The sequence below is a fragment of the Aeromicrobium sp. genome (assembly GCF_047606445.1).
GTDB lineage: Bacteria > Actinomycetota > Actinomycetes > Propionibacteriales > Nocardioidaceae > Aeromicrobium.
In genome coordinates, this window is record NZ_JASGEK010000070.1 from 1 (window position 1) to 25,468 (window position 25,468).

A 25,468-nucleotide genomic window follows, 5' to 3' on the forward strand; every position below is an offset into this window, starting at 1 on the left:
ACCATCGCCAACCTCAAAACCTGGCGCATCGCCCACACCGACTACCGACGCCCCTACACCACATTCAGCCAAACCATTACAGCGGTTATCGGACTACACTTCTGGGCAACAGCCTGAATAAGCCTCATGGTGGCCGACGAAATTCTCATTCGCTTTGGCCATGTGAAACACCACGATCACAACGCGTGCAAAGCGTACATCCAGCATCAGACCGCGGCCGATCCCAAGATTCCTAGCCACCTCGTGACCTCGATGCGCTGGGTGTCGGCCGGACAGCACCAAGAGAGCCAAGCAGCTGACCTGTTCGGAGGCTTCCTGAAGTCGGCTGTCTGGCCCTCGGGACAGTTCGGTTACGTTGAGCCGAGTTATCTGATGACAGTGTGGCCAAAGATCCGAAACTCTGAGGACTGCGCGATTCCACTCGGCATAATGAGTATGCCAGCCGACTCGGTTCTGACTTCTGAGCCTTGGTTTCCGTGCGCATCCTGCGCGCGGAAGTAACAACGGAGTCCTCTGGAACCTCCACGGGCCGATCCACTGAAGGAGGGCGGTGGCAGCACCGCAGGCGATCCGTGGCAGGTTCCAGAGGACTCCGGTACCCATCTACATTGAAACATACCCCCACTCACTGACACCAGCGCTACCGAGGACGACCCCTTTGTCCTTCGAGGCTGGGGGCACCTCCCTGAACGGAGCGCAGCGGAGTTCTTCGGGGACTCGTTCCTCGCTCACACCTCAGGGACCGACGGTTTCACTCCCTGAGGTGCGAGGGTACCCCGCGCCCGAGCCTCGAAGGGTCCGGACACGAGGTCAGACTTCGTCCCAGAAGACGCGTTCGATGACGGCGCGGGCTTGGCGGGTGGTGCGGAGGTACGTGTCGACCATGCGCTCGGTCTCGTCCTGGGGGTAGCCGAGCAGATGGGCCAGGCCAGCGCGCTCGGACGCCTGCTCGACCATCGACTCCGCCGGTTTGCCGCGCATCAGCACGACGCCGTTGCGGATCCGACTCACCAGCCGCCAGGCCTCGGTCAGCGTCGACGCGTCCTCGGCGGTCACCAAGCCCGCCTCCTCGGCGGCCGTCAGCGCGGCCAGGGTCTCGGTGGTCCGCAGACCCTCGACCTCGTGGCCGTGCCGCAACTGCAACAACTGCACCGTCCACTCGACGTCGGCCAGCCCACCGCGTCCCAGCTTCAGATGCGTCTTGTTGTTCGCGCCGCGCGGCAGCCGCTCGGACTCCACGCGCGCCTTGATCCGCCGGATCTCCCGGACCTGCGTGTCGCTGAGACCGCCGACGGGATATCGGATCGGGTCGATCAACGCCTCGAACCGCTCGCACAGATCGGCGTCGCCGACGACCGGCGCGGCGCGCAACAGCGCCTGCGCCTCCCAGGTCTCGGACCACTTCGCGTAATACGCGGCATAGGAGGCGAACGTCCGCACCAACGGACCGTTCTTGCCCTCGGGGCGCAGGTCGGCGTCGATCTCCAACGGCGGGTCGTCGCCCGGCGCGGCCAGCACCTGGCGCAGCCGCGCCGCGACCGCCAGCGCCGCCTTCGTCGCAGCCCGCTCCTGCGCCCCCTCGACCGGCTCGTGCACGAACATCACGTCGGCGTCGGAGCTGTACCCGGACTCCCGGCCGCCGAGCCGCCCCATCAGGATCACCGCGATCCGCGTCGGCAGCGGCTCCCCCGTCTCGGCCTCGACCGCCTGAGTCGCCGCGAGCAGCGCCGCCGACACCGTCGCCCGGTTCAGGTCCGACAGCGCGTGGCCGACCTCGAGGATGTCGAGCCGCCCCAGCACGTCGGCGATGGCGATGCGCGACAGCTCGCGCCGCCGGATCCGGCGGATCGCCCGCACCGCGGCCACCGCGTCGTCGGCGTGCCGCCTCGTCGCCCGGATCATCTCGGTGTGGATGCGGTCGTGGTCGCGCGGCGCCAGCTCGTCCTCGTCGCCGAGCAGCGCCACCGCGTCGGGATTGCTCACCATCAGGTCGCTCACATAACGGCTCGACGACAGCAGGATCGCCAACTGCTCGGCGCCCTCCCCCTCGTCGCGGAGCTTGCGCAGATACCAGTGCGAGTCGCCGAGGGATTCCGAGATGGACCGGAAGGCCAGCAGGCCCGCGTCGGGGTCGGGGGCCTCGCTGAACCACGCGAGCATCGCCGGGAGCAGCGACCGCTGGATCGCCGCGCGCCGCGAGACGCCCGCCGTCAACGCCTCCAGGTGCGCCAGCGCGCCGCGCGGGTCGACGAAGCCGAGCGCGACCAGACGCTGCCCCGCCGCCTCGGGCGACAGCCGCAAGTCGTCGGTCGGCAACGCCGCCACGGCCTCCAGCAGCGGCTGGTAGAAAAGCTTCTCGTGCAGCCGCCGGACCAGCCGCCGGTGCGCCTGCCACTGCCGCTCCAACGCCTCGCCCGGACGCGCCTTGTGGCCCATGCTCCGGCCGAGCCGGTCCATGTCCTCGGCTTCGTCGGGCACGATGTGGCTGCGCCGCAGTCGGAACAACTGGATGCGGTGCTCCAGCGTCCGCAAGAACTCGTACGCCTCGTGCAGGGCCTTGCCGTCGGCCCGCCCGACATAGCCGCGCCGGGTCAGCGCGTCGAGCGCCGCGAGCGTCGTGGGGCTGCGCAACTCGACGTCGCCACGACCGTGCACCAGCTGCAGCAGCTGCACCGCGAACTCGACGTCGCGCAGGCCCCCGCTGCCGAGCTTGAGCTGCCGGTCGCGGTGCGCCTTCGGGATGTTGTCGAGCACCCGGCGGCGCATCGCCCGCGTGTCGGCGACGAATCCGTCGCGGGTGCTCGCCTCCCACACCATCGGCTGCAGCGCGTCGAGATAGGCCTGCCCGAGCGCGGCGTCGCCCGCCGCGAACCGCGCCTTGAGCAGCGCCTGGAACTCCCACGTCGTCGCCCATCGCTCGTAATAGGCGACGTGGCTGGCGAGGGTGCGGGTGAGCGGCCCCTGCGCGCCCTCGGGACGCAGGTTCGCGTCGACCTCCCAGATGACGCCCTCGGCGGTGTGCTCGCCGCAGACGCGGATCATCGCCGACGCCAGCCGGGTCGCCACGCGCAGCGCCTTCTGCGGGTCGGCCCCCTCGGCGGGCTCGTGGACGAAGATCACGTCGACGTCGCTGATGTAGTTCAGCTCGTGGCCACCGGTCTTGCCCATCGCGATCACCGCGAGCCGGGCCAGGTCGGCGTCGGGCTCGGCGGCCCGCGCGAGGCCGAGTGCGGCGTCGAGGGTCGCCACGGCGAGGTCGGACAGCTCCGAGGAGACCTCCGAGAAGGCGGCGTAGCCGTTGAGGTCGCGGGCGGCGATGCTCAGCAGTTGGCGGTAGTAGAGCACCCGCAGCTCGACCGGCGAGGCGGCCGCTCCCAGCTCGGCGCGCATCGCGTCGACGTCGTGGGTGCGACGGCCGAGCCGGTCCTCGCCGAGGTCGGCGACGAACTCGGGATGGCGGGCGAGGAAGCCGCCCATCGCCTCGCTCGTGCCGAGCACGGTCAGCAGCCGGTCGCAGAGGACCGGGTCGCACAGCGCCTCCCGCAGGGCGTCGGCGCCCATCGCCCGGGCGACGGCGGCCAGCGACGTCAGCGCGGTGTCGGGCGACGGCGTGTCGGCGATCTGTTTGACGAGATCCGGGTCGACCTCGCCGAGATCGGCCAGATGGGCCGCGGCTGCGTCCGCGTCGCGGAACCCTCGTCGCAGGGACAGGTCGGACTGCGGCCTCGGCATGCGCTCAGACTACGCCCGTCAGAGAATCGACATCAGGCGGTCGATCTCGAACTGCGTCACCTGCGTGCGGTAGTCCTGCCACTCGCGGCGCTTGTTCCGCAAGAAGAAGTCGAAGACGTGCTCGCCGAGTGTCTCGGCGGCCAGGTCGCTGTTCTCCATCGTGCGGATCGCCTCGTCGAGGTTGCGCGGCAGCGACGGGATGCCCAGCGCCTTGCGCTCGCGCTCCGACAGCGACCAGACGTCGTCCTCGGTCTCCGGCGGGAGCTCGTAGCCCTCCTCGACGCCCTTCAGGCCGGCCGCGAGGATCAGCGCGAAGGCGAGGTAGGGGTTGCCGCCGGAGTCGAGGCCGCGGTGCTCGACCCGCGCCGATCCGCTCTTGTTCGGCTTGTACATCGGCACGCGCAGCAGCGCCGAGCGGTTGTTGCGGCCCCAGCAGATGTGGTTGGGGGCCTCGTCTCCGGCGGCGAGACGCTTGTAGGAGTTGACCCACTGGTTGGTGACCGCGGCGATCTCGGCGCTGTGCTGCAGGACGCCGGCGATGAACGCCCGGCCGGTGCCGGACAGCTGGTACTGGGCGCCCGCCTCGTAGAAGGCGTTCTCGTCGCCCTCGAACAGCGAGACGTGCGTGTGCATGCCCGAGCCCGGCTGGTCGGTGTAGGGCTTGGGCATGAAGGAGGCCCACTTGCCCTGGCTCAGCGCGACCTCGCGGACGACGGTGCGGAAGGTCATGATGTTGTCGGCGGTGCTGAGCGCGTCGGCGTAGCGCAGGTCGATCTCCTGCTGGCCGGGGCCGCCCTCGTGGTGGCTGAACTCGACGCTGATGCCCATGCCCTCGAGCATCGTGATGACCTCGCGGCGGAAGTCCTGGCTGCCGCCCTGCGCGGTGTGGTCGAAGTAGCCGCTGTCGTCGACGGGGACCGGGCGGCCGCCCTTCTCGGGCTTGCCCTTGAAGACGTAGAACTCGACCTCGGGGTGCGTGTAGTAGCTGAACCCCGCCTCGGCGGCCTTGCCCATCGCCCGCTTGAGCACGTAGCGGGGATCGGCGTACGAGGGCGTGCCGTCGGGCAGGTGGATGTCGCAGAACATGCGCGCGGTGGCGGGCGTCTCGCCGCGCCAGGGCAGGATCTGGAAGGTCGAGGCGTCGGGCTTGGCGAGCATGTCGGCCTCGTGCACGCGGGCGAAGCCCTCGATGGCGGAGCCGTCGAAGCCGATGCCCTCCTCGAAGGCGCCCTCCAGCTCGGCGGGGGCGATCGAGACCGACTTCAGCGAGCCGAGCACGTCGGTGAACCACAGCCGGACGAACCGGACGTCGCGCTCTTCCAGAGCTCGCAGCACGAAGGCCTCTTGCTTCCCCATGGCGTCAGTGTGGCACGCGGAGTGTTACGGGCATGTTTCAGTTCCGTCCGGCTCGGGCGCGGCGATGAGAGCAAGCCCACATCACCAGTTGACCGTCATGGCGCTCCTCCCCGCATGGCCATGTGACATCGACTGTGTCATGATCGGGGCATGCTCTCCTCAGCCGTCGCGCTCGACGAGGTCGTCCGCGCCACCGACGGGTCGTTGGTCCTCGCGATTCCGGCCTTCGTCCCCGCGTTCATCGTGACAGGCGTGATCATCCACATCGTGCGCAAGGACCGTCGGGAGGAGCGCGAGGAGGCAGCTCGCGCCGCTGCTGCCGACAACTGAATTCCGTCCGCCCCTTCGACAGTCGTCGGAGTCCAGTCGTTCGTTGACGTGGGGCGCCCAAGAGGCGGAGGCCCACGACGAAGGCCGTCCCGGCCATCCGTTCGAGCGCGGCGTGTCGGGAACCCGTCCTCCACGTGCTGGCGGAGCCTGGAGACGCAGGCAAGAGCACTCTGACCGACATGGACGACGGAACCCTCGCCGCGCCTCACCGCCGACGACTGCGCGATCAACCTTCGACCGCGACCAGATCGTCGGCGAGCAGATCCGCGACGGACTCCTCCTCGACGGCCATGCCCGACGCTTCCATCGCCACGCGCAGGCCGTCATCCCACGGGGTGTCGACGGGCGGACCGACCAGCGGCACCGCCGAGGCCTGGTCGGCGAGCGCGGCACGATAGCCATCGGCGCCGTACCGCCACGGCGACCACGGGATCCGCTCGTGCAGGGTCCGCGCGATCCGCAATCCCGCCCAGTCGAAGTCGCCGTGATACCAACACTCCGCTCCACGGCTCGTCGCCGCCGCCAGCAGCTCGACCACCGCCGTGCTGGGCTGACCCGATGTGCAGACGAGCAGCGGCGCACCGCCCTCGGCGACCGACCAACGCGCCGCCGCCACCTCCACCACCGTGGGGTTCTCGCACACATGCACGACCGCGTCCGCCGGCAGCGCCGCCACACCGCCGGAGCGCACCTGGTCCAAGGTGAGCAGCGACGGCGACCGGGCCTGTCGCATCGCCTCCAACGCCGTGGCCGTCGCCTGTCCGACCGGCCCGTCAGCCCGCGTGTTCCCGGGAAGTCCCAACACCAACACCGTCGAGGAGACGTTCGAGAGCACCACCCCGGCGGCGGCCCAGGCGTCACGTCGAGACGCACCTGCGACGCCGAAGGCGACCCCCGCCGCTGTCGCCGCCATCCGGCCCAGCGGGCGCGACTCGTCCAAACCGTGCGCGTCACCGACCACCTGCCGGGCGAACACCGCGAGCGGCACGTCCGAAGCGGGCAGGACGGCCAGCACCTCGGCCAACTGCCGCACCAGCCGGGCCGCCACTGCCGGGCCCGCCTCCTCCTCACACCGCCGCGCCTCGGCCCGCGCCACCCGTTTCAACTGCCCGTCGGCGCACCACGACCGCCACCAGCGACGGAAAACGTCCGGCGCCTCGTCCCATGACTCCATGAGCGATTCGGCAGCGGTCCACTCAGCCTGCTCGCGGGCACGAACAGCGCGATGATCGACCACCGGCCCCGTCAGCGTCACCACCGCGTCCGCCAGCCCGGACGGCCACGGTCCACGCCGCAACAACTCCTCCACCTCGGCGAGATCGACCCGCAGCCTCGCGCCCGCGGACCGTCGGCCGAGCAGGCGCGCCACGGACGTCCGCTGCGCCTCGCTGGGATCACGCAGCACCACCACGCCCGACAGCGGTCGTCCGTCACACGCATCGGAATCGGCGATTCGGGCGCGCACGCGGTCACGCAGCCACGCCAGGTCCGAGCCGCCCAGCAGTCGTTCGAGGACCGGGCTGCTCATGCGAACAGGGTCTCCCCCGGATCGGGACCAGAACCGCCGACGGCACGGGCCGCCTCGTCCATCTCACCGAGCCGCACGCGACGGCGACCGTCCCAGCGCCAGCGCGTCACCCCGACCGCGTCATAGCCCTCGGCCCGCGACAGCTGGGCGATGGCCAGGCCCGGCACGTCGGGATAACAGCCCCACTCGCGTTCGCTGGTCATCACCACGTCCATGTCGAAGGTGGCGAGCAGCCCCAGCGATTTGGCCCGCGAGTCGTCGTCGACGCCCGCGAAGGCCTCATCGAGCAGGATCAGCCGAGGCGCCGACGAACTGGCGGAGTTGTAGTGCGCCGACGCCGCCGCGAACAGCGGGATGGAGACCGCCAACACCTTCTCTCCGCCAGAGGCCGGACCCGACGCCGGACGCCACTGGCCGTTCTGTTGGATCTCCACGACGAAGGAGTGCCACCGTCGATAGTCGAGCGCCTGCGTCAGATGCTCCTGCCAACCGCCCGTCGGATCGCTCTGCCGGACCTCGTCGATCTGCGCCTGGAGGAAATCGCCGAGCGCGGTCCGGTCCTCAGGAGTCCAGGTGGCGTCGGCGCGCACGAGCAGCCGTCGTGCCTGTTCCAAGCCGACCGGGCCGTCGGCACGCCCCTTCCAGCGCATGCGCAGCCGCATACCGGTCGAGGTCTTGCGGTCGGCGAGCTCCCGATTCATCCGGTCGATCTGCGCCTCGGCGCCGGAGACCAGCTCGTGCAGATGGCCGGCCACCTCGTTGACCAGATGGTTCTCCAACACTTCCCGCTCGCGCGCGTTGAGCAGCCGCTCGCGCTCGGCGACGTCCTCGGCCAGTCGTGCGGCCAGGCGGTCGACGTCGACCGGCTCACCCTGATACCGGACCCGCACCACGATCACGTCGCCGCGCATCTCCTGGGTCGCCGTATGACCATGGCGACTCATCTGCGAGGTCAGCTCCGTCGCGGCAGTCGAAACCTGCTGCTGCGAGCGCGACCACCGCTGGTCGGAGGCGTCGACCTCGCCGAGCATGACCTCCGCCTCGCGGGCGACGGCGAGCGCGGCGGTGACCGTCCAGTCCTCGGCGCTGCGCACCGGGGGCGTCTCCTGGTCCGGCAGCGCCACCCGCAGCAGGCCGGTGTCGGCGAAGGAGCGCAGCACCTCGGCAGCGCGCTCGCGTCCGGCGGCCTGCGCCTCGCGCCGTTCACGCAGGTCGACGACTTTCTGCTCCAGAGCCCCCTGCCGGCCGACGGCGTCCAGCTGACGGCGGGCGATCTCCTGCGCGGCCTGTCTCACCTGCGCGAGCTCGACGGCGACCTGGCTCAGCTGCTCCTCCAACTCGGCCACCGAGGCGCCGACCGTCGCCTGCAACTCCTCGAAGCGCGACCGTGCGCCAGTCGCGGCCTCGCGCGCCTCCTGGGCCCGCCGGTCGCGTCGCCCGGCCTCGTCAGTCGACCGCTCGGCGCGTTCGCGCGCCTGGTCGCTCACCTGTTGAGCCTGACGCGACAGGCTGGTCGTGTGTCGGACCTCGGCGAGCCGATGACTGTAGTCCGACACCGCCTGCTCGACCTGACACAACGCGGCCAGGTCGGTCGGCAGCCGCAGCTGCTCGGCCTGCTCGGACGCCTCGGCGGCCGCCTCCTCGGCGTGTCGCCGAGCCCGCTCCCACCGCGTCGTCGCCCCGACGACGACCGCCTCCGACCGCTCGCGCTCCTGCCGCGCCACCGTGGCTCGCTCGTGCGCGAGCAACACCGTGTGCTCGCTCTCACGCGGGTAGGCGGCGACCTCGTCGCGCACCAGACGGGCGCGCTCGTCGGCGACCTCCACTCGGCTCCGCTCTGTCTCACCGCGCGAACGCAAGTCGTCGGCCCGATCGCGCAGCGTCGCGATCCGCTCGCGACGGCTCGCCTCCCGGGCGCCCGCGCCGATGTGCTCCGCGGCGCCCTTGTGCCACGACCCGCGGACCGGGCCAGCACCCCATGCCCCGCCGTCGTCCGCCCAGATCGCGGCGCCCGACCGCTCGCCGTAGCCGATCCGGCGCAGCACGCCGTCGACCACCTCGGCGGGAACCTCGCCATCAGGACCGACCGCCGCGACGAGACGCCCCGCCAACGACGCTGAGACCTCCGGACCATGACCGCTCAGCACCACATCGCCGTCGGCCCGCAGCGAACCGTCGGGGAAGATCCACGCGTCGAGCAAACCCGCCGACTGCAAAGCCGCCTCCAACCCGGCGCGTTCGGCGTCGCCGAGGTCGGCGGCGAAGTCGGTCAGCCGCCACAGCGGGGCGCCGACCGCGTCGGCCCGGGCGGCTGGGTCACGCCCGGGCGCCGGGGCCGGCTCCGGATCGTGTCCGGCCTCCAACGCCGTGATCTCCGCGGTGACCCCGGCGAGCTCGACCTCGACGCGGTCGAGGGCCTGTCGGGCGTCGGCGCGCTCGGCGGCGATCTCGGCCTGCGCCTCGGCGGCGGCCCCCTTCATCGCGAGGTCGGCCGGGGAGTCGCCCTGTTGGCCGCGCGCCCACTCCTGCGCGGCCGCCACCAGCTCCTCGACATCGGCGGTCAAACGCAGCACCCGCACCGTCCGCGCGTAGGAGCCGACCGCCTCGCCGTGCGCGGCGACCGCCGCCTCCACCGCGACCTCGGCGGCCCGTTCGTCCTCGATCCGCCGCGCCCGCTCGCTCTCGGCCCGGTCGACCTCGGCGCGACACCGGTCACGGTCCTCATCGGCCCGTCGTCGCGTCTCGACGAGGTCGCGCACATGCGCGACCTGGTCGCGTCGCCGCCGTACCGCCCGCGCGGCGGCCTGCTCGTCGTCGAGCAGGTCCGCGTGCTCGTCGGCCAGACCTGCGGCGACCGCGTCCCGTCCAGCCGCCTCCCGACGGCGGCGCGCCCGCTCCTCGGCCTGCTCGAGATCGGCGAGGGCGGCCTGCTCGGCCCGCTCTTCCCGTTCGGCGGCCTGCCGGGCCTGGTCGCGTTCGGCCTCGGCCTCGGCGGCGACCGACTCGGCGGCGACCGCGTCCCGGCGTGAACGATCGAGGTGTTCGGCGTCCTTCATCTCCGGGCTCGTCCGCAGCACCTCCTCACGGCCCTCCAAAGCGACGCGACGCGCGGACGCCTCCTCCTCGGCACGCCGCAGACCAGCCAGCTCCTCATCGACCTCGGCCGCCTCCGACTCGGCTTCACGCACCTCCCGTCCGGCCTTCTCGTAGACCGAGTTCGCCTCGCGCATCGCCGAGGTGTGCCGTCGGGCCGCGACCTGGGCGTAGGCGCGGTAGTGCGTCAAGAAGTCCTCGGCCACGCTCAGCGTCTCGCGCGTCGCGGCGATGCCGTCGCGCTCCTCCTCCAACGACCGGAACGACTCCGCGACGTCGGCGACCACCGCCTGGTCGAGCGGCGTCAGCGCCTCGGTGAGCGCCGCCGAGAGCGCTTTCTCGTCGGGGTCCTTCGACAGTTGCGGCTGACGCAACTGGATCAGCAAGTCGACGAGAGCCCCGTACCGTTCCTCGCCGAGCCCGAAAAGCGCCTCGTCGACGGCGCGACGGTAGTCCCGCTGCGTGGTGAACACTCGTCCCGACGCGCTCTCGTGCAACTCGTCACGCAGTCGCTCCTGGGTGAGCGCGACCCGTGCGTCGTCGACGAGCCGCAGGTCGCCGATCCGTCGGGAGGCGACCGCGTACCACGTTTTGACGACGCCGCGCCCGGCCGCCGCCTTGAGACCGATGGCGAGGGTGGTGAAACTCGGCTCGCCAGACTCGTCGATCCGCCCGAACTCGACCCACGAGTAGCCAGTGCGCTCCCGACCGGGGTGCGCGCCGTTCATCAGGAGGTTCCAGTCCATCCGCTTCTTCGGGTCGGCGTCCGGCTCGACCCGGCGTGGATGCTGCGAGCCGTCGAGCAGGAAGGGCAACGTCAGCGCGAGCACCTTCGACTTGCCCGTGCCGTTGTTGCCGCGCAGCAGCAGTCGGCCGTCGTGGAACCAGAATTGCTCGTCGTCGTAGTAGAAGAGGTCGACGAGGCCGAGCCGGAGAGGCTGCCAGCGCGTCGTGGTCGGCTGCGGCAGAGCGTCGGTCATCGCGTCGTCCTGTCTCGAAGGGCGGGCGCGGCCACCGCGAACCGGCGCAGCGCGGGCAGCGGCGTGACGACGGCGGTCGGACCGTCGCCGACGATCCGGACGAGCCCGAGTCCGGCGAGCCGGTCAAGCGCGTCGGCCACGATCGTGTTCTCGGCTCCGGGCTCGCGGGTGCTCTTGCGCCAGTAGGCCGCGTGCTCGCGGGCCAGCCGGCGCACCAGGGTCCGCAGCGCCTGGACCTCGGTGTCGCCCTGTCCGGCCAGGTGTTCGGCGACCAGCAAGGTGGCGTGTCCGTCGGTGCCCTGCTCGGGCATGCGGACGTCGGTCAGCTGGTCGTCGGGGTCGACGAGCGCGATGCCCTCGGCGCGCAGTTCGGCGACGAGCCCGGTGGCCTCGCAGAGCCGACGCGTCAGGGCCACCCGCTGTCCGCTGACGAGGTAGGCGCGTTCATCCTCAGGCAACTCGTCGTAGTAGACGACTGGATCGGCCAGCAGCCGCCGCGAGACGGACTGGCGCAGCCGCCGATTCTGCTCCTCGTCGGTGTAGACCGGCGGCCCCTCGTGCAGCGCCGCCTCGATCTGCCCGACGCCCGGTCGCGGACCGAGACGGGCCTCGACGAGCGCGGGGCTGTGCTCGGCGACGAGCAGGGTGGCCACCACGCGACGGTCGACGTCGTAGAGCGCGTCGCCGTCGGCGGAGACGAACGAGTCCTCGTCGCCAGCGACCTTGGCGAGGACTCCGTAGTCGAGCAGGACGCGGATCGCCGCGACGAGGTCGGAGCGCTGCTCACGGCCCTCCAAGGCGAACTCGACGTCCTCCAGACCGGGGTGACGCGCCTCGCGGACCATCTCTTGGGCGAGCCGGTCGAGGGAGATCTGCTGTTCGGAGCGTTGTAGGACGGCGAGGGCGAGGCAGAGCAGGATGTACCGGCGTCGGGTGAACGGCGGGTCGCCGCGTCGCGCCCGCGCCCCGTGCCGCTCGGCGACGGCCACGGCGGTCGGCCCGTGCGGCGTCGAGGACGTCGCGAGCCGGATGGTGCGCGGTTCGACGGTCAGCCGCCACCCGGTCTCACGGACCAGCCAGTCGCGCAGCGCGTCGGCGTGACGTCGGGCGATCCGGAACAGCTCGGGGTCGTCGTCGGCGTGCAGGACAGGGCGACGCAGCAGCGCCCGCAGCACGCGGACGCGCTCGTCGGCGTCGCGGCCGGTCAGCGCGCGGGCGATCTGCGGGGCGAGGTCGAAGCGGCCGGACATCAGAGGTCGCCTCGTCCGTCGGTGGCCGACGCGATGTCGACCAGGTGGTCGGGCCCCCGCAGCTCCCCCTCCGGCGTACGGATCACCGCGATGACGTCGTCGGGCACGCGTGTGAGGGTGACGGTGAGCTCGCCGTCGGAAGTGTGCACCTGCGCGGTGGTCGCGTGCGGGGCCATCGCGCCGAGCGCGTCGCCGAGCAGCCCGAGGAAGAGCCGGAAGGCCTCCGGGTCGAGCTCGTCGAAAGCCGAGAGCCGCTGCGGCCCGTCGGTGAGCACACGGCGGCGGGCGGCGGCGGTCTGCTCGGCCTCGGCACGCGCCCGCTCGGCGAGCATCGCCTTGGCGGCCGAGCGGTCGTGGACGCGGGTAGCCCGGCCGCGCCGCTCGTAGGATCCGCTCTTGCGCAGTTGCGGGCTGATCTCGACCGGCGGTGCGTCCGCCCAGGCGGTGGTGTTGCCGAGGTCGGCGGCCGCCCACGCCTCCTCGGTCGCGGCGGTGACGGTGAGGTGGCGGGCCGAGGTGAGTCCGAACGCCGACCGCCAGAGTCGGTGCCGGTCACCGTCGGTCGGCAGCGCGGCGAACCAGCGGGCGAGGGTCAGGAAGTCCTGGGCGCGGTCGACCTGGCCGCCGAGCTGTTGGCGGAGGGTGCGCACGACGGCCAGCAGACCGGGGATCGCCGCACGGGCGCGGGCGCGTAGCAGACGCGCCTCGCTCTCACGGTCAGGCGTGCTGACGAACCAGTCGGCCAGCCCGGACCACTGCGCCGTCCACCTCGCGCGGGCGGCGACCATGGCGTCGTCCACCTCGCCCGGCGCGGCGTCGCGCGACTCGCGGGCGGCCGCGGTGTCGGCGAGCAGCGCGACGTCGTCGTCGGTGAACTCGCCGAGCAGGCGGGCGATCTCCGCGCCACGGGTCATGAGGTCGCCGATGAAGCGCTCCAGATAGTCGATGAGTTGTTCTTTATAGGCCAAGAACGCCTCGACGTCGGCGTCGTGCAGATCGATCGTGCGCTGCACCGACCCCATGAAGGCGACAGCGTTCTCGGCGAGCTCGCCGAAACGCTCACGCAGGCCGAGCAGGGAGGTGTGGACCCGGGCCTCGTCGAGGTCGGTGTCGGCGTCGATCAGGTTCCACAGCTCGCGCAACGCCGCGACGATGTCCTCCAAGGCGACCGATTGGAGAGCGCCGCGGGTGCCGAGCGCGCTGTCGTACTGGGCGAGCGCCCGTTCGGCGGCCTCCCCTTCCCGGGAGAGCTGGTAGAGCATACGGCGGCGGTAGAAGTCCTCCAGCGCGGTGACCCGGCTGGAGTCGGGGAAGGCCAGCACATTGCCCCAGGCCGGATCGGCGAGCTTCTCCAACGCCGCGACCACCGCCTCGGCGGCGACTGGCCCGCCGCCGTCGAGGTCGAGCGCGGCACGGACCTGCTCGGGCCGGACGTGCACCGCGAAGCGCTCCTTCTCGGCCATCAGCGCCCGCATGACCCGACGGTAGAGCGGGGCGTTCTGCGCGCTGAGATAGGCGAAGGGACCGTAGACCCCCCCGCGCTCGCTCCTCACTCTCGCTCATGCCCGGTGATCTTTCCACGCGGCACTGACACGAACGGCAGGGCCATTCGGTCCCTTCGCCTCGCTGGTCGCGCTCAGCCTGCGGGCCTACGCCACGCCGCTCGATCTCGACGTCACACATCTGCGCACCTACGGAGGTGAACACCAGATCGACCTGATCCTTCAAGCGCCGGACGACAGCCTGATCGCCGTCGAGGTCAAACTCAACCCAGTGGTCACCGACCGCGACGTGCGCCACCTGAACTGGCTCCATGACAAGCTGGGCGAGCGGGTGCGCGAACGCCTGGTGATCTCGACCGGCCCCTACGCGTACCGGCGACCTGACGGAGTCGGCGTCGTGCCGCTGGCCCTGCTCGGGCCGTGAACGACCGACAGCTCGACCGATCAACAGTCGCCGTTCGATCCTGGCCGGTCAGAAGGTCACGCGCCAGTGCCACCCAGTGCGCAGAGTCGCCGAAGGAGGTCGCACGGATCGTCCTCGCGGGCGGTCTCGACTTCTGTCAGGCCTCGCTGACAAGATCGAGGGATGAGCCCCTACGCCTACGTCACCGTCTTGTCGAACTGGCTCGCGGGCTACGACCGTTACCGTCGCGTCTACTCCAAGGCGGGCCTCCCGGCGTCGACCTATCCGAGCGAGTTCTATCTGCTTCGCGACGACTACACGATCGGCCTGGAGAAGGCGCGGGCGCTGCGGGCGAAGGTCGGGGTCGAGGGCGACCGGATCATCCGCGTCGACGCCGACCTCGAGGAGCGTCTGATCTCGCCCAACACCCGCAACGGCCGCGGCTATGTGGCTCCGGTGAACGCGATCCCCGTCGCGTCGGTCGCCCTCTGGGACGACGCCGCCGAGGCCTGGACGCCGACGAGCGTGGAGGAGACGACCGCCGCCGCGTTCGGCCTGCGCGGCACGGGCTTGGTCGATTGGGCCGACGCCCGGCCGCTGACGCTGTCGTTCCTCCCGGTGGCGCACGCCTGCGAGGCGTCCTGCCTGTTCTGCTTCAGCGAATCGTCGATCTCGGTCGAGAAGCGGTCGCGGGCGAAGGACCGCGGCGCCGTCACCGCCTGGTGCGAACGCGCGAAGGCCGCCGGGGCGGAGCGGTTCGTGCTCACCGGCGGCGGCGAGCCGACGTTGCGGCCCTTCGACGAGATCTGCGAGCTGATCTCCATCGGCCGAGCCCATTTCGACAAGACGGTGCTCATCACGAACGGCGCGTCGCTGGCCCGCGACCCCGGGCAGATCGCCGCACGGCTGCGCGACCTGCGGACAGCCGGGCTCTCGGTGCTGTCCCTGTCGCACCACCATCACGATCCGACCGTCAACGCCCGTGTCATGGGCCTGGCGATCGACCATGACGCGGTCTTGACCGCCTGGGCGTCGCTCGCCGAGGAGGAGCGGCCGCAGTTGCGGCTGGTGTGCGTGCTGCAGCGCGGCGGCGTCGACAGCCATCACGGCATCGCCGCCTTCCTGGCCCATGCCGCGGCCTACGGCGTCACGCAGGTGTGCTTCAAGGAGTTGTACGTGGCGGCGACGGCGGAGTCGCTGTACGCGAAGAGCGCCGAGAACGCCTACTCGAAGAGCCACCAGGTGCCGCTCGGCGCGGTGCTCTCCTACGCCGAGGAACGCGCGGCTCCGCAGGTCGCGGCGCTGCCGTGGGGCGCGCCGATCTTCCAGCTCGGCGACGTCCAGGTCGCGGCCTACACCGAGCCGAGCGTCGGGTGGGAGCGCAGTCACGGAGTGGTCCGCTCGTGGAATCTGATGAGCGACCTGCGCTGTTACGCCTCGTTGGAGGATCCCGCGTCGGAGGTGACGCTGTGAACGTGACCTACCGCGAGTACCAGGCGGCGCGACCGGAGTGGTTGACGTCGGGTGTCCGGGACTTCGGGAACCTCGACCTCTACGGATGGTTCGACCTGCACGTCCCCGCCCGGACGAGCGGGCATCGGGGCATGAACGTGCATCGGTGCCATCTGGCCGAGGACTACACGCGGGTGTTCGGCCTCGCCACCGACCCGAGGCGGCTGGCGGTGGCCGAGGGGGTGCGTGACGCGCTCGGGGTGCTGATGGACTATTGGCGCACACGGCGCTGGGCGATCCCGGCCGACCAGTACCCCTGGTACGCGCGCGCGGCCGAGGAGCGGTTGGGCGATTGGACGCCATGGACCACGAACCCGCACGCGTCCTCGTGGTCGCTGGACGAGCGGGCCGAGGTGGTGCTGCTGTGCTATCCGTTGAAACCGTTCGGCGTCCCGATGCCCGCGTCGATGGAGCAGTCGCTCGACCGTTGGTTATCGGCCGACCTGAGCCGTCACCTGGTGGTCGACGCGGCCTACGCCGTCTCCTTCGACGACCCGTGGCTGTCCCGCGTGCGCACGAACGAACAGATCGTCGTCACGCACAGCCTGTCGAAACCCTTCGCCGCTCCTCTACGCGCCGGTTTCGTCCACACCCACCACGACGACCTCCGCGAGCTCTTCACAAGCCGCGAGCGGTGGCCGCTGGTGGAGCAGGCGTATGTCGTGTTGAACCAGATCCCGCACGTCAAAGACGAGCTGGCCGACCGCCTCCGCTCGGCGTATGAGGGGGCGGCAGCCGAGTCCCCCTGGCCGCTGCCACCGCTGGACCCCGTCAATCCGTCCTATCTCTTCCACCTCCCCGACGCCGACTGGCACGAGCTGTACGACGCGGGATTCCTGACGATCCCCGCGTCGGTCTACGGGATCCACAGCGGGGTCGTGGTCTCCACGCTGGGCGCTGAGAGGCGAATGTCAGGGTGAAGGAAGCGTTCGGCGCGACCGGCTGACCGCCGACTTCTCCACTCTCAGGCGTCGAAATCCGGGGGATGCTCGACAACATCTCATGACACGCGGCACGTCCGGCGTCGCTAGAGGAGGAGACCTCGGCTCGATGCCGATCCAGAAGTTCTGAGCCCGCGCTACACCACTATGCGGGACTCAACTTCGGAGGCTGCCAGCCAGTACCCGAGGGCGCTCCACTTGACGTCTGATTCCAAGACTCGATCAAGGCCGTCGACTGGAGTCAAAGAGTGGCAACCCACTGACCGCGCACCTCGCGGATGCGATCAACCTACCTCCCTGAAACGGCACCAAGACCGCATCCAAGCGGTCCTGGCCGCCGCAAACCGGCGTCTCGCGGCACACAACGAACGCCACACCGACGGAGGCGCGTTCCTCCACGACTCCCTGCGGCTACTCATCGACGCCCATCACACCTACGCTCAATCCGGCGACGCCGACCGCAGGCTCGCGTACCAAACGTTCTACGCCCGGCCGCAGATCACCGACGACGAGCGCTTCGCCTGCGCCTAGCTGAACATTCGCGGCCATCATCCACGAGGCGTCCGGAAGCGAGGAAACCAAAAGGAACATCCAACATCTACGTATGCCACGTATTTCGGTAAGGCGCGCAGTGGGCGAAGAGGGACTCGAACCCCCGACAACTCGGGTGTAAACCGAGTGCTCTAACCAACTGAGCTATTCGCCCTGGACCGGCCGGACTCTCAGAGTCCGGCCAGGCAGGATCAGAGAGCCGCCAGCGCGGCGCGGTAGTCGTCCATCGAGCGAGCGTCGGGCAGGCCGTTCTCGATCTTCCAACGGACCACGCCCTCGGCGTCGATCACGAAGGTGCCGCGGATGGCCGCGCCGACCTGGTCGTTGAACACGCCGTACGCCGAGGCCGTCGCGCCGTGCGGCCAGTGGTCGCTGAGCAGATTGAACTCGTACCCCTCGCGCTCGGCGAACACCCGCAGCGTGAAGTGGGAGTCGCACGACACCGCGACGATCTCCGCGCCAGCGGTGTTCAACTCCTCCAGGTTGTCGCGGATCTCGCACAGCTCGCCGGTGCAGACGCCGGTGAAGGCGAACGGGTAGAACACGACCACCACGGGACGTCCACGGAAGGACGCCAGCGAGATCTCCTCGCCGTGCTGGTTCTTCAGAGTGAACTCGGGGGCCTGCTGGCCGATCTCGATCGTCATATGTCCGCCTTCGGGGATTCAGCGCTTGTGGGTCGACAGCTTGGTGGCCGCCCACTCGGCGGTCGCCGCCGACGTGGTCGTGGTCGACAGGCCCGCGACCGGCGCGGCCTCGCCGATGTCGGCGCCGGACACATAGCCCGGACGTCCCACCTTGGGCGTCAGCAGCCAGATCGAACCGCCCTCGGCCAAGTCCTGCAACGCGTCCAGCAGGGCGTCGCCCAGATCGCCGTCGCCGTCACGCCACCACAAGATCACGCCGTCGACCACCAGGCCGACGTCGCCGTCGACCAACTCATTGCCGGTGACGTCCTCGACCGCCACCCGCAGCGCGTCGTCGACGTCGTCATCCCATCCCAGCTCCTGGATGACGGTGTCGGGCTCGAACCCCAACTTCGCCGCGTCCACGCTGCTCCCCTCGTCGGTGTTTCTCATCTGTCTCAGTGGACCACAGATCCCTACGAAGAAGTAGGAGATTTCTCGTGTGGCGAGACTCACTGTAGCGAACCGTCACGTGACAAGATGGCACTGTCCACGAGACATTCCAGGGAGTCATCATGCCCCAATCCGGATCGAACGACCGTCGCCCCGTCATCCACGAGGGCCTGCCCACCCAACTTCCCGACATCGATCCCGACGAGACGACCGACTGGCTCGCCTCCCTCGACGCGATGATCGACTCGCGCGGACGCGACCGCGCCCGCTACGTCATGCTGCGTCTGCTGGAACGCGCGCGTGAGCGCGCCGTGGGCGTCCCGGCCCTGCGCAGCACCGACTTCATCAACACGATCCCGCCCGAACGCGAGCCCTGGTTCCCCGGCAACGAGGCCGTCGAGCGCCGTATCCGCGCCTTCATCCGCTGGAACGCCGCCGTCATGGTCAGCCGCGCCAACCGCCCCGGCCTCGGCGTCGGCGGCCACATCGCCACCTACCAGAGCGCCGCGAGCCTCTACGAGGTCGGCTTCAACCACTTCTTCCGGGGCAAGGAGCACCCCGGCGGCGGTGACCACATCTACATCCAGGGCCACGCCGCGCCCGGCATCTACGCGCGCTCCTTCCTCGAAGGACGCCTGAACGAGACGCAGCTCGACCGCTTCCGCCAGGAGCGTTCCCACGGCGTCGGCCAAGGCCTGTCGTCCTATCCGCACCCACGTCTCATGCCCGACTACTGGGAGTTCCCGACCGTCTCGATGGGCCTGGGGGCGCTGAACGCCATCTACCAGGCGCGCTTCAACCGCTACCTGCACCACCGAGGCGTCAAAGACACCAGCGACCAGCACGTGTGGGCCTTCCTCGGCGACGGCGAGATGGGCGAGCCGGAGTCGCTGGGCGCCATCGGACTGGCCGCCCGCGAGGAGCTCGACAACCTCACCTTCGTCATCAACTGCAACCTGCAGCAGCTCGACGGCCCGGTGCGCGGCAACGGCAAGATCATCCAGGAGTTGGAGTCGTTCTTCGGCGGCGCGGGCTGGAACGTCATCAAGGTCGTGTGGGGCCGCGAGTGGGACGACCTGCTCGCCCGTGACGTCGACGGCGTGCTCGTCAACCAGATGAACCGCACCCCCGACGGCCAGTTCCAGACCCTCTCGGTCGAGACTGGCGCCTACAACCGGGAGAACTTCTTCGGCCCCGACCCGCGCCTGCGGCGCATGGTCGAGCACCTGAGCGACGAGCAGATCGAACGGCTCCCGCGCGGCGGCCACGACTACCGCAAGGTCTACGCGGCCTTCCACTCGGCGACCAAGCACACCGGCCAGCCGACGGTGATCCTCGCCCACACCATCAAGGGCTGGCTGCTCGACTCCTTCAAGGGCCGCAACGCCACCCACCAGATGAAGAAGCTCACCAAGGACGACCTCAAGGGCTTCCGCGACCGGCTGCGCATCCCGATCAGCGACGAGCAGATCGACTCAGGCGACCTCGCGCCCTTCTACCACCCGGGGAAGGACTCCGAGGAGATCGAGTACATGCTGGCCCGCCGTGAGGCGCTCGGCGGATCGCTGCCCCGGCGCAAGGTCGCGCCGGTTCCGGTCAAGCTGCCCGGCGACCCGGTCTACAGCGAGTTGAAGAAGGGCTCGGGCAAGCAGCAGGTCGCCACGACGATGGCCTTCGTCCGGCTGCTGCGCGACCTCATGCGCGACCCGGAGATCGGCCCGCGGATCGTGCCGATCGCGCCCGACGAGTACCGCACCTTCGGCATGGACTCGATGTTCCCGTCGGCGAAGATCTACAACCCGGCCGGGCAGACCTACGAGTCGGTCGACCGCAAGCTGCTGCTGGCCTACAAGGAGTCCCCGCAGGGCCAGCTGCTGCACGAGGGCATCAGCGAGGCGGGCGCGGTCGCCTCGGCCATCGCGGCGGGCAGCGCCCACGCCACGCACGGCCAGCCGATGATCCCGGTGTACCTCTTCTACTCGATGTTCGGCTTCCAGCGCACGGCCGACTCGATCTGGGCGATGGCCGACCAGCTGGCGCGCGGCTTCCTCATCGGCGCGACGGCGGGCCGCACGACGCTGACCGGCGAGGGCCTGCAGCACGCCGACGGCCACTCCCCGCTCATCGCGCGGACCAACCCGGCGGTCGTCCACTACGACCCGGCGTGGGGCTACGAGGTGGCGCACATCGTCAAGTCGGGCCTGGAGCGCATGTACGGCTCGACGCAGGAGCACCCGCACGGCGAGGACGTCGTCTACTACGTCACCGTCTACAACGAGCCGGTCAGCCAGCCGGTCGAGCCCGAGGGCCTCGACGTCGACGCGCTGCTGCGCGGCGCCTACCGCTATCGGAGCGCCGACGGCGACGGACTGCCCGCGAGGATCCTCGCCTCCGGCGTCGCCGTCCCGTGGGCGTTGAAAGCCCAGGAGACGCTCGCCGCCGACTACGGGGTGGCCGCCGACGTCTGGTCGGTCACGTCGTGGAACGAGCTGGCCCGCGACGCCGCCACGGCCGAGAGCTGGAACCTCAACCACGCCGACGAGACGCCCCGCGTCCCCTACGTCTCCCAGGCGTTCGCCGAGGAGCGGGTGACGGTCGCGGTCAGCGACTACATGCGAGCGGTCCCGGACCAGATCGCCCCGTGGACGCCCGGCACCTGGGTGGCCCTGGGCGCCGACGGCTTCGGCTTCGCCGACACTCGCGCGGCCGCCCGCAGGCACTTCCAGATCGACGCCGAGTCGATCGTCGCGGCGACGCTGGCGGGCCTGGCCCGCGAGGGACGGATCGAGCCGTCGGCCGTCCGCGAGGCCGCCGCGCGGCTGCGGATCGACGACCCCACGGCGGTGGCGGATGTGACGCAGGAGGGCGGCGACTCCTGAGCCGCTCCCCGACGCTCGATTCGCCGCCATGACGGACCCGGCAGTAGGATGACCGCCATGCTGCGCCGCCACCCCTACGTCTTCATCGGCATCGTGTCCGTGGGCATCGCGGCGGCCGCGCTCTTCTTCTCGATCCACGAGGACGAGCCGATCAAAGACCCCGAAGGCTTCCTCGGCCCGGCCTACGTCCGCCTCCCGCTGATGGCCCTGACGTTCTTCGCCGTCGGCCTCGTGCCGCAGGCGATCCACCGCCACGGCTGGCGGCGCGTCTTCTGGGGCGTGCGCGAGGTGGTCCGCACCGACTGGACCTGGACGCGGTTCAGCTCCATCGCCTTCGGCCTGCTGTCGTTCTACACCTGCTACGTCAGCTACCGGAACCTCAAGAGCTACCTGCCGTCGCTGCGCCCGCCGACGTGGGACAGCCGCCTCGACCGGTTCGACCACTGGCTGTTCTTCGGCAACTACCCCTCCGACCTGCTGCACGAACTGCTCGGCACCGGTCTCGTCGCGCAGGTCATCGCGGTGATCTACGTCAGCTACCTGATGCTGATCCCGATCACCCTGGGCGCCTACCTCGTGCTCAACAAGGACGTCTCCATCGGTGCCTGGTATGCCACGGCGCTCGGCCTGAACTGGGTGCTCGGCACCGTCAGCTACTACATCCTGCCGACGGTCGGGCCCGCCTTCAACACCGGCGCGAACCAACGCTTCGAGATCCTCGACGACACTCCCGCCTCGGAACTGCAGCGGTCGCTGTTCCGCAACGCCCGAGACTACATCGAGAACCCCGACAACGACACGATCTACGGCCTCGCCGGATTCGCCTCGCTGCACGTGTCGGTCGTCTTCACAGCCTGCCTGTTCTTCGAGCGCACGCGGCTCCATCCGGTGTTGCGCGGCGTCGCCTGGGTCTACTTCGTCGGCACGATGGTCGCCACGCTCTACTTCGGCTGGCACTACTTCTCCGACGACCTCGCCGGGCTGCTCATCGGCGTGGTCTCGGTGTCGCTCGGCGCCTGGGCCACCGGCAACACCGAACGCCAGAGAGCCCGGCGATCCGCCGCATCCTCAGGCGGCGACGACAGCCCGCCGAGCGACGACCCCGACGCCGCCGAGCCCCCGGCCGGTCAGACGACTGCGGAGGCCGACGACGAGGAGTCCGGAACCGCCGTCAAGGCCGCCTGATCGCCACGGCGCAGCATGGCCCGCCACCGCCCCCGGTGATACGAGGCCGGGGGGTTCGCGCGGACGAAGTCGATGATCTGGCGGGCGAACAGCGCGGGATGGTCCTTGTGCGGGAAGTGCCCGGAATCCTCGAAGACGCGCACGTCCGACAGGGAGGCGTCGCGCGCGTTGAGCGCGTGCTCGACCGGAATCACCATGTCGTCGCGGCCCCACACGACCATGACCGGCATCAGCTCTGCCAGATAGGTGCGGTCGGTCATCGTCACGTACTGGCCGCGCCAGTCGATGACATGGGTGGTCAGCCGCCGCACCGCCGCGCGGGTGCGCGGCTCGGCGAAGGACTCGTAGATGCGCGAGACCTCGCCGAGGTCGCGGGTCGCTTTGAGACGAGGCGAGGCGATCGCCCGCATGCTCGCGGCCACCAGCGGACGCCACGGGCGCGCCGTGGCCACCGCGAGCGCCGCGCCCGCGCCGGGCAGGGTCAGCATGCGGATCACGGGCGTCACCTCGGGCCCGAGGCCGCCGCTGGACACGAGCACGACCCGCTCGGTCCGCTCCGGGAACTGGTAGGCGAACTGCATCGCCACGCCGCCGCCGAAGCTGTGCCCGACGATGGTGACCCTGTCGACGCCGAGCACGGTGAGCAGGTCGCGCATGCCGTTCGCGTAGCCGCCGACCGAGTAGTCGCCCTGCGGCTTGTCGGAGTCGCCGTGGCCGAGCAGGTCGGGCGCGATGACGGTGAAGTGCTCGGCCAGCGGCTCGACCACGTCGTCCCACGTGCTCGAATCGCAGGCGAGCCCGTGGATCAGCAACAGGGCGGGACCCGATCCCAACCTGCGATAAGCGCGGCGATACCCGTGGACGACGACGTACTGCAACTCATGGCTGGTCACCTGCGACATCGTAGAGCGGCCTCGTTGCACGGACGTAACGGCAGCAGGCATTAGACTGGCGTCCATGCGGTCAGAAGGCGAGGTCAGAGCCACGGTCGCCGACCTCATCATGCAGTTGACGCATGTCCCGAGCGGCGACGTCGAAGCGTCCTCCGCGCTCAAGGAGCTCGGCGTCGACTCGCTGTTGACGATCGAGCTGGCCGACGAGCTGGGCCGCCGGTACGACCTGTACCTGTCGGACGAGGCCGTCGACGCGATGCGCACCGTCGACGACGTCGTCCGCGCGGTCGTCCGCCACGACGGCGCGGTCGCCCCCGCCTGGGTCGCGAAGCTGGCCGCTCCTCCGGCTTGGTCGGTCGAAGAGGCGACGGTCGGCCCCCCGGTCGCCGGATCGCGCATCGTCGACACCACCGGCACGGCGGGCTTCGACCCCGAGGTGTTGCGCCAAGAGGCGCTCACCGTCTATGACGAGCCGCTCGACCGGGGAAAGCTCAAAGTCGGCGGAACGCTCAACATCGCGATCATGGCGGTCGTCGGGATCCTCGTCGGCGTGGGTCTGGGCTTCGGCGCCTCGGGCGCGCTCGACTCCGCGGGACTCGGCAAGGCCGACCTCCCCCCGCTGACCACGACGCCGACGACCGAGCCCACCGACGAGCCGACCGAGACTCCCTCGCCGGAGCCGACCGCGGAGGAGACTGCGGAGCCGGAGCCCACCCTCACCACATCGGCGTCCACCGTCCCGCCGGGCGAACGCTTCACCCTGGAAGGCGTCCTGCCGCAGCTCGACGCGGGCGCGCCGCTGCGCGTCCAGGTCAGGGAGACCGAGAGCGACGCCTGGGAGGACTTCCCCGTCGACTTCGCCGCCGACGAGGGCGGCGCCTTCCACACGCAGGTCTACACCTCGCGCACCGGCGCGCGCGAGTGGCGCGTGACCGCGCTGGAGACCGAGGGCGACGACGAGGTCGCCACCCCTCCGGTCACCGTGACGATCGGCTGAACTGAATCTCAGACGACCTCGTCGCGCAGCCAGCGCACGGGCGCGCCGTCGCCGGCGTAGCGGAAGGGCTCCAACTCGGCGTCCCAGTCGAGCCCGAGCAGGTCGTCGAGCGCTTGCTCGATGCCGACGTCGCCGCGGGCGGCCTTCTCCCGCACCGACTTGATGCGGCTCTCCGGGATCACCACGTCGCCATGCACGCCGATCACCGCGTGGTGCATGCCCAACTCCGGGACGTAGGAGTAACGCGCGCCCTCGGAGCGCGGCGTGGGCTCCTCGGTGACCTCGAAACGCAGCATGTCCCAGCCGCGCAACTCGCTGGCGATGGCCGAGCCCGACCCAGGGTCGCCCTGCCAGGCCAGCTCGGAGCGATGGGTGCCCGGCACGGCGGGCTGCGCCTGCCAGATCAGCGAGGGGATCTCGCCCAGCACATTCGACAGCGCCCATTCGACGTGCGGGCACAACGCCGACGGCGCGGAGTGGATGAAGACCACGCCCCGCGCTGAACGCCGTGAAGAATGTTCAGTCATGCTCATCGGAACTCCCCGTCTCGAGTGATCGCCTTCCCCTGCGCTCTCGATCCGTCGCTCTCCGTCATGACGTTGTGCCCGTCATTGTGCCCGACTCGTAATGGCTCCTCACGCACGGGGTTCGTCTCAGCAGCCCACCTCATGCGCCTCGATCCCCTCCTCACGCCACATGCGCACCACTCGTTCCTTGTCGTCCCAGGCTTCCACGACCTGAAAGCCGTCCTCGACGACATCGGCCAGCAACTCGCGCTTGACCTCCACATCGCGGCGGTAATCGCCGACGACCCGCAGATAGACGGCCTCGTACGGGATCTCGTGCTCGACCAGCCAGTCGAGCGTGTGGTCGAGCCAGACGAACTCACGCGAGGAGACGATCAGCACCGCCCGTCCCCGCCGGGCCTGCTCCCGCGCCGCCTCGACCACCTCCTCGTTCGGCGGACACCCGACCGCGGCCCGCTGGAACGCCGCGAAATCCCGGCCGTCGCCGTGCACCAGGTGCTCGACCCCGGAGGTGTCGCACAAGGTGCCGTCGAGATCGAAGATCACGGCGTCGCGGCTCATAGTCGACAGTCTGGCGCACGATCGGCGTGCCAAGAAACAACCACGCCGTGTTCGGGCGCGTCCGATAGCAGTAGGGCGGGTGGGGCTCGAACCCACGACACGGCGATTATGAGTCGCTTGCTCTGACCGGCTGAGCTACCGCCCCTCGGCGAGCACCTTAACGCCCCG

The 25,468-nt window shown here is 70.3% G+C and carries 18 protein-coding genes and 2 tRNA genes; 7 read left to right on the plus strand and 13 right to left on the minus strand.

Going from position 1 to position 25,468, the window contains the following annotated elements; genetic code table 11:
* Positions 1 to 810: 810 nt before the first annotated feature.
* Both QM621_RS13210 and glnA read right to left on the minus strand, forming a co-directional pair.
* A complete protein-coding gene (locus QM621_RS13210) occupies positions 811 to 3,732 on the minus strand; it encodes a bifunctional [glutamine synthetase] adenylyltransferase/[glutamine synthetase]-adenylyl-L-tyrosine phosphorylase (RefSeq protein WP_414990853.1) in 2,922 nt (973 codons plus the stop codon).
* Positions 3,733 to 3,750: 18 nt separating this feature from the next.
* Entirely contained in the window at positions 3,751 to 5,088 is a 1,338-nt protein-coding gene (glnA, locus tag QM621_RS13215; protein WP_414990854.1) for a type I glutamate--ammonia ligase, read from the minus strand.
* Positions 5,089 to 5,238: 150 nt separating this feature from the next.
* Here glnA and QM621_RS13220 point away from each other — a divergent pair, with 150 nt between their 5' ends.
* Positions 5,239 to 5,418 carry a hypothetical protein gene (locus tag QM621_RS13220; protein ID WP_414990855.1) on the plus strand — a complete coding sequence of 60 codons (180 nt, stop codon included), beginning with the start codon at positions 5,239 to 5,241 and terminating at the stop codon, positions 5,416 to 5,418.
* A gap of 226 nt (positions 5,419 to 5,644) precedes the next feature.
* On the opposite strand, the gene QM621_RS13225 is transcribed toward QM621_RS13220, so the two are convergent.
* The 4 genes from QM621_RS13225 to QM621_RS13240 are packed head-to-tail and all read right to left on the minus strand — an operon-like array spanning position 5,645 to position 13,822.
* Entirely contained in the window at positions 5,645 to 6,946 is a 1,302-nt protein-coding gene (locus tag QM621_RS13225; RefSeq protein ID WP_414990856.1) for a TIGR02679 family protein, read from the minus strand.
* On the minus strand, positions 6,943 to 11,019 hold the full coding sequence (locus QM621_RS13230) for a TIGR02680 family protein (protein WP_414990857.1): 4,077 nt from the start codon (positions 11,017 to 11,019) through the stop codon (positions 6,943 to 6,945). Before QM621_RS13230 ends, QM621_RS13225 begins: the two co-directional genes overlap by 4 nt.
* On the minus strand, positions 11,016 to 12,269 hold the full coding sequence (locus QM621_RS13235) for a TIGR02678 family protein (RefSeq protein WP_414990858.1): 1,254 nt from the start codon (positions 12,267 to 12,269) through the stop codon (positions 11,016 to 11,018). The genes QM621_RS13230 and QM621_RS13235 overlap by 4 nt, the downstream gene beginning before the upstream one ends.
* Complete coding sequence (locus QM621_RS13240; RefSeq protein WP_414990859.1) at positions 12,269 to 13,822, minus strand: TIGR02677 family protein; 1,554 nt, start codon at positions 13,820 to 13,822, stop codon at positions 12,269 to 12,271. The genes QM621_RS13235 and QM621_RS13240 overlap by 1 nt, the downstream gene beginning before the upstream one ends.
* Positions 13,823 to 14,042: 220 nt before the next feature.
* On the opposite strand from QM621_RS13240, the gene QM621_RS13245 reads away from it, so the two are divergent.
* From QM621_RS13245 to QM621_RS13255, 3 genes are all read left to right on the plus strand, one after another.
* On the plus strand, positions 14,043 to 14,195 hold the full coding sequence (locus tag QM621_RS13245; RefSeq protein ID WP_414990860.1) for a hypothetical protein: 153 nt from the start codon (positions 14,043 to 14,045) through the stop codon (positions 14,193 to 14,195).
* 162 nt (positions 14,196 to 14,357) lie between these two features.
* Positions 14,358 to 15,647, plus strand: coding sequence for a radical SAM protein (locus QM621_RS13250; RefSeq protein WP_414990861.1), 1,290 nt, complete (start codon positions 14,358 to 14,360; stop codon positions 15,645 to 15,647).
* Positions 15,644 to 16,606: a hypothetical protein gene (locus QM621_RS13255; RefSeq protein ID WP_414990862.1), complete on the plus strand. Its 963-nt coding sequence runs from the start codon at positions 15,644 to 15,646 to the stop codon at positions 16,604 to 16,606. The genes QM621_RS13250 and QM621_RS13255 overlap by 4 nt, the downstream gene beginning before the upstream one ends.
* A gap of 653 nt (positions 16,607 to 17,259) precedes the next feature.
* On the opposite strand, the gene QM621_RS13260 is transcribed toward QM621_RS13255, so the two are convergent.
* The 3 genes from QM621_RS13260 to QM621_RS13270 form a co-directional block, all read right to left on the minus strand.
* Positions 17,260 to 17,333: transfer RNA gene (locus QM621_RS13260), tRNA-Val, on the minus strand.
* Positions 17,334 to 17,370: 37 nt separating this feature from the next.
* Positions 17,371 to 17,826, minus strand: a complete 456-nt coding sequence (locus tag QM621_RS13265; protein ID WP_414990863.1) for a peroxiredoxin — start codon at positions 17,824 to 17,826, stop codon at positions 17,371 to 17,373.
* An 18-nt stretch (positions 17,827 to 17,844) separates the two neighbouring features.
* Positions 17,845 to 18,258: a DUF3052 domain-containing protein gene (locus QM621_RS13270; RefSeq protein WP_414990864.1), complete on the minus strand. Its 414-nt coding sequence runs from the start codon at positions 18,256 to 18,258 to the stop codon at positions 17,845 to 17,847.
* A gap of 122 nt (positions 18,259 to 18,380) precedes the next feature.
* Between QM621_RS13270 and aceE the strand changes: the two genes are divergently transcribed.
* Entirely contained in the window at positions 18,381 to 21,137 is a 2,757-nt protein-coding gene (gene aceE / locus QM621_RS13275; protein ID WP_414990865.1) for a pyruvate dehydrogenase (acetyl-transferring), homodimeric type, read from the plus strand.
* Positions 21,138 to 21,194: 57 nt separating this feature from the next.
* On the plus strand, positions 21,195 to 22,322 hold the full coding sequence (locus QM621_RS13280; RefSeq protein ID WP_414990866.1) for a phosphatase PAP2 family protein: 1,128 nt from the start codon (positions 21,195 to 21,197) through the stop codon (positions 22,320 to 22,322).
* On the opposite strand, the gene QM621_RS13285 is transcribed toward QM621_RS13280, so the two are convergent.
* The gene (locus tag QM621_RS13285) at positions 22,265 to 23,215 is read right to left on the minus strand and encodes an alpha/beta fold hydrolase (RefSeq protein WP_414990867.1); all 951 of its coding nucleotides are present in this window, start codon (positions 23,213 to 23,215) and stop codon (positions 22,265 to 22,267) included. The genes QM621_RS13280 and QM621_RS13285 overlap by 58 nt on opposite strands.
* A 64-nt stretch (positions 23,216 to 23,279) precedes the next feature.
* Between QM621_RS13285 and QM621_RS13290 the strand changes: the two genes are divergently transcribed.
* Positions 23,280 to 24,212: an acyl carrier protein gene (locus tag QM621_RS13290; protein WP_414990868.1), complete on the plus strand. Its 933-nt coding sequence runs from the start codon at positions 23,280 to 23,282 to the stop codon at positions 24,210 to 24,212.
* An 8-nt stretch (positions 24,213 to 24,220) separates the two neighbouring features.
* Here QM621_RS13290 and QM621_RS13295 read toward each other — a convergent pair whose 3' ends face one another.
* The 3 genes from QM621_RS13295 to QM621_RS13305 all read right to left on the minus strand — a co-directional run bounded on the left by QM621_RS13295 (position 24,221) and on the right by QM621_RS13305 (position 25,445).
* On the minus strand, positions 24,221 to 24,739 hold the full coding sequence (locus QM621_RS13295) for a DUF3145 domain-containing protein (RefSeq protein ID WP_414990883.1): 519 nt from the start codon (positions 24,737 to 24,739) through the stop codon (positions 24,221 to 24,223).
* Positions 24,740 to 24,865: 126 nt separating this feature from the next.
* Entirely contained in the window at positions 24,866 to 25,300 is a 435-nt protein-coding gene (locus QM621_RS13300; protein WP_414990869.1) for a hypothetical protein, read from the minus strand.
* A 71-nt stretch (positions 25,301 to 25,371) separates the two neighbouring features.
* Positions 25,372 to 25,445 (minus strand) — tRNA-Met (locus QM621_RS13305).
* Between the last annotated feature and the right edge of the window lie 23 nt (positions 25,446 to 25,468).

Bases quoted from the DNA above. Each gene is read 5' to 3' on its own strand.
- QM621_RS13210 (WP_414990853.1), bottom strand. From the start codon at position 3,732: ATGCCGAGGCCGCAGTCCGACCTGTCCCTGCGACGAGGGTTCCGCGAC.
- glnA (WP_414990854.1), bottom strand. From the start codon at position 5,088: ATGGGGAAGCAAGAGGCCTTCGTGCTGCGAGCTCTGGAAGAGCGCGAC.
- QM621_RS13220 (WP_414990855.1), top strand. From the start codon at position 5,239: ATGCTCTCCTCAGCCGTCGCGCTCGACGAGGTCGTCCGCGCCACCGAC.
- QM621_RS13225 (WP_414990856.1), bottom strand. From the start codon at position 6,946: ATGAGCAGCCCGGTCCTCGAACGACTGCTGGGCGGCTCGGACCTGGCG.
- QM621_RS13230 (WP_414990857.1), bottom strand. From the start codon at position 11,019: ATGACCGACGCTCTGCCGCAGCCGACCACGACGCGCTGGCAGCCTCTC.
- QM621_RS13235 (WP_414990858.1), bottom strand. From the start codon at position 12,269: ATGTCCGGCCGCTTCGACCTCGCCCCGCAGATCGCCCGCGCGCTGACC.
- QM621_RS13250 (WP_414990861.1), top strand. From the start codon at position 14,358: ATGAGCCCCTACGCCTACGTCACCGTCTTGTCGAACTGGCTCGCGGGC.
- QM621_RS13265 (WP_414990863.1), bottom strand. From the start codon at position 17,826: ATGACGATCGAGATCGGCCAGCAGGCCCCCGAGTTCACTCTGAAGAAC.
- QM621_RS13270 (WP_414990864.1), bottom strand. From the start codon at position 18,258: ATGAGAAACACCGACGAGGGGAGCAGCGTGGACGCGGCGAAGTTGGGG.
- aceE (WP_414990865.1), top strand. From the start codon at position 18,381: ATGCCCCAATCCGGATCGAACGACCGTCGCCCCGTCATCCACGAGGGC.
- QM621_RS13280 (WP_414990866.1), top strand. From the start codon at position 21,195: ATGCTGCGCCGCCACCCCTACGTCTTCATCGGCATCGTGTCCGTGGGC.
- QM621_RS13290 (WP_414990868.1), top strand. From the start codon at position 23,280: ATGCGGTCAGAAGGCGAGGTCAGAGCCACGGTCGCCGACCTCATCATG.
- QM621_RS13295 (WP_414990883.1), bottom strand. From the start codon at position 24,739: ATGACTGAACATTCTTCACGGCGTTCAGCGCGGGGCGTGGTCTTCATC.
- QM621_RS13300 (WP_414990869.1), bottom strand. From the start codon at position 25,300: ATGAGCCGCGACGCCGTGATCTTCGATCTCGACGGCACCTTGTGCGAC.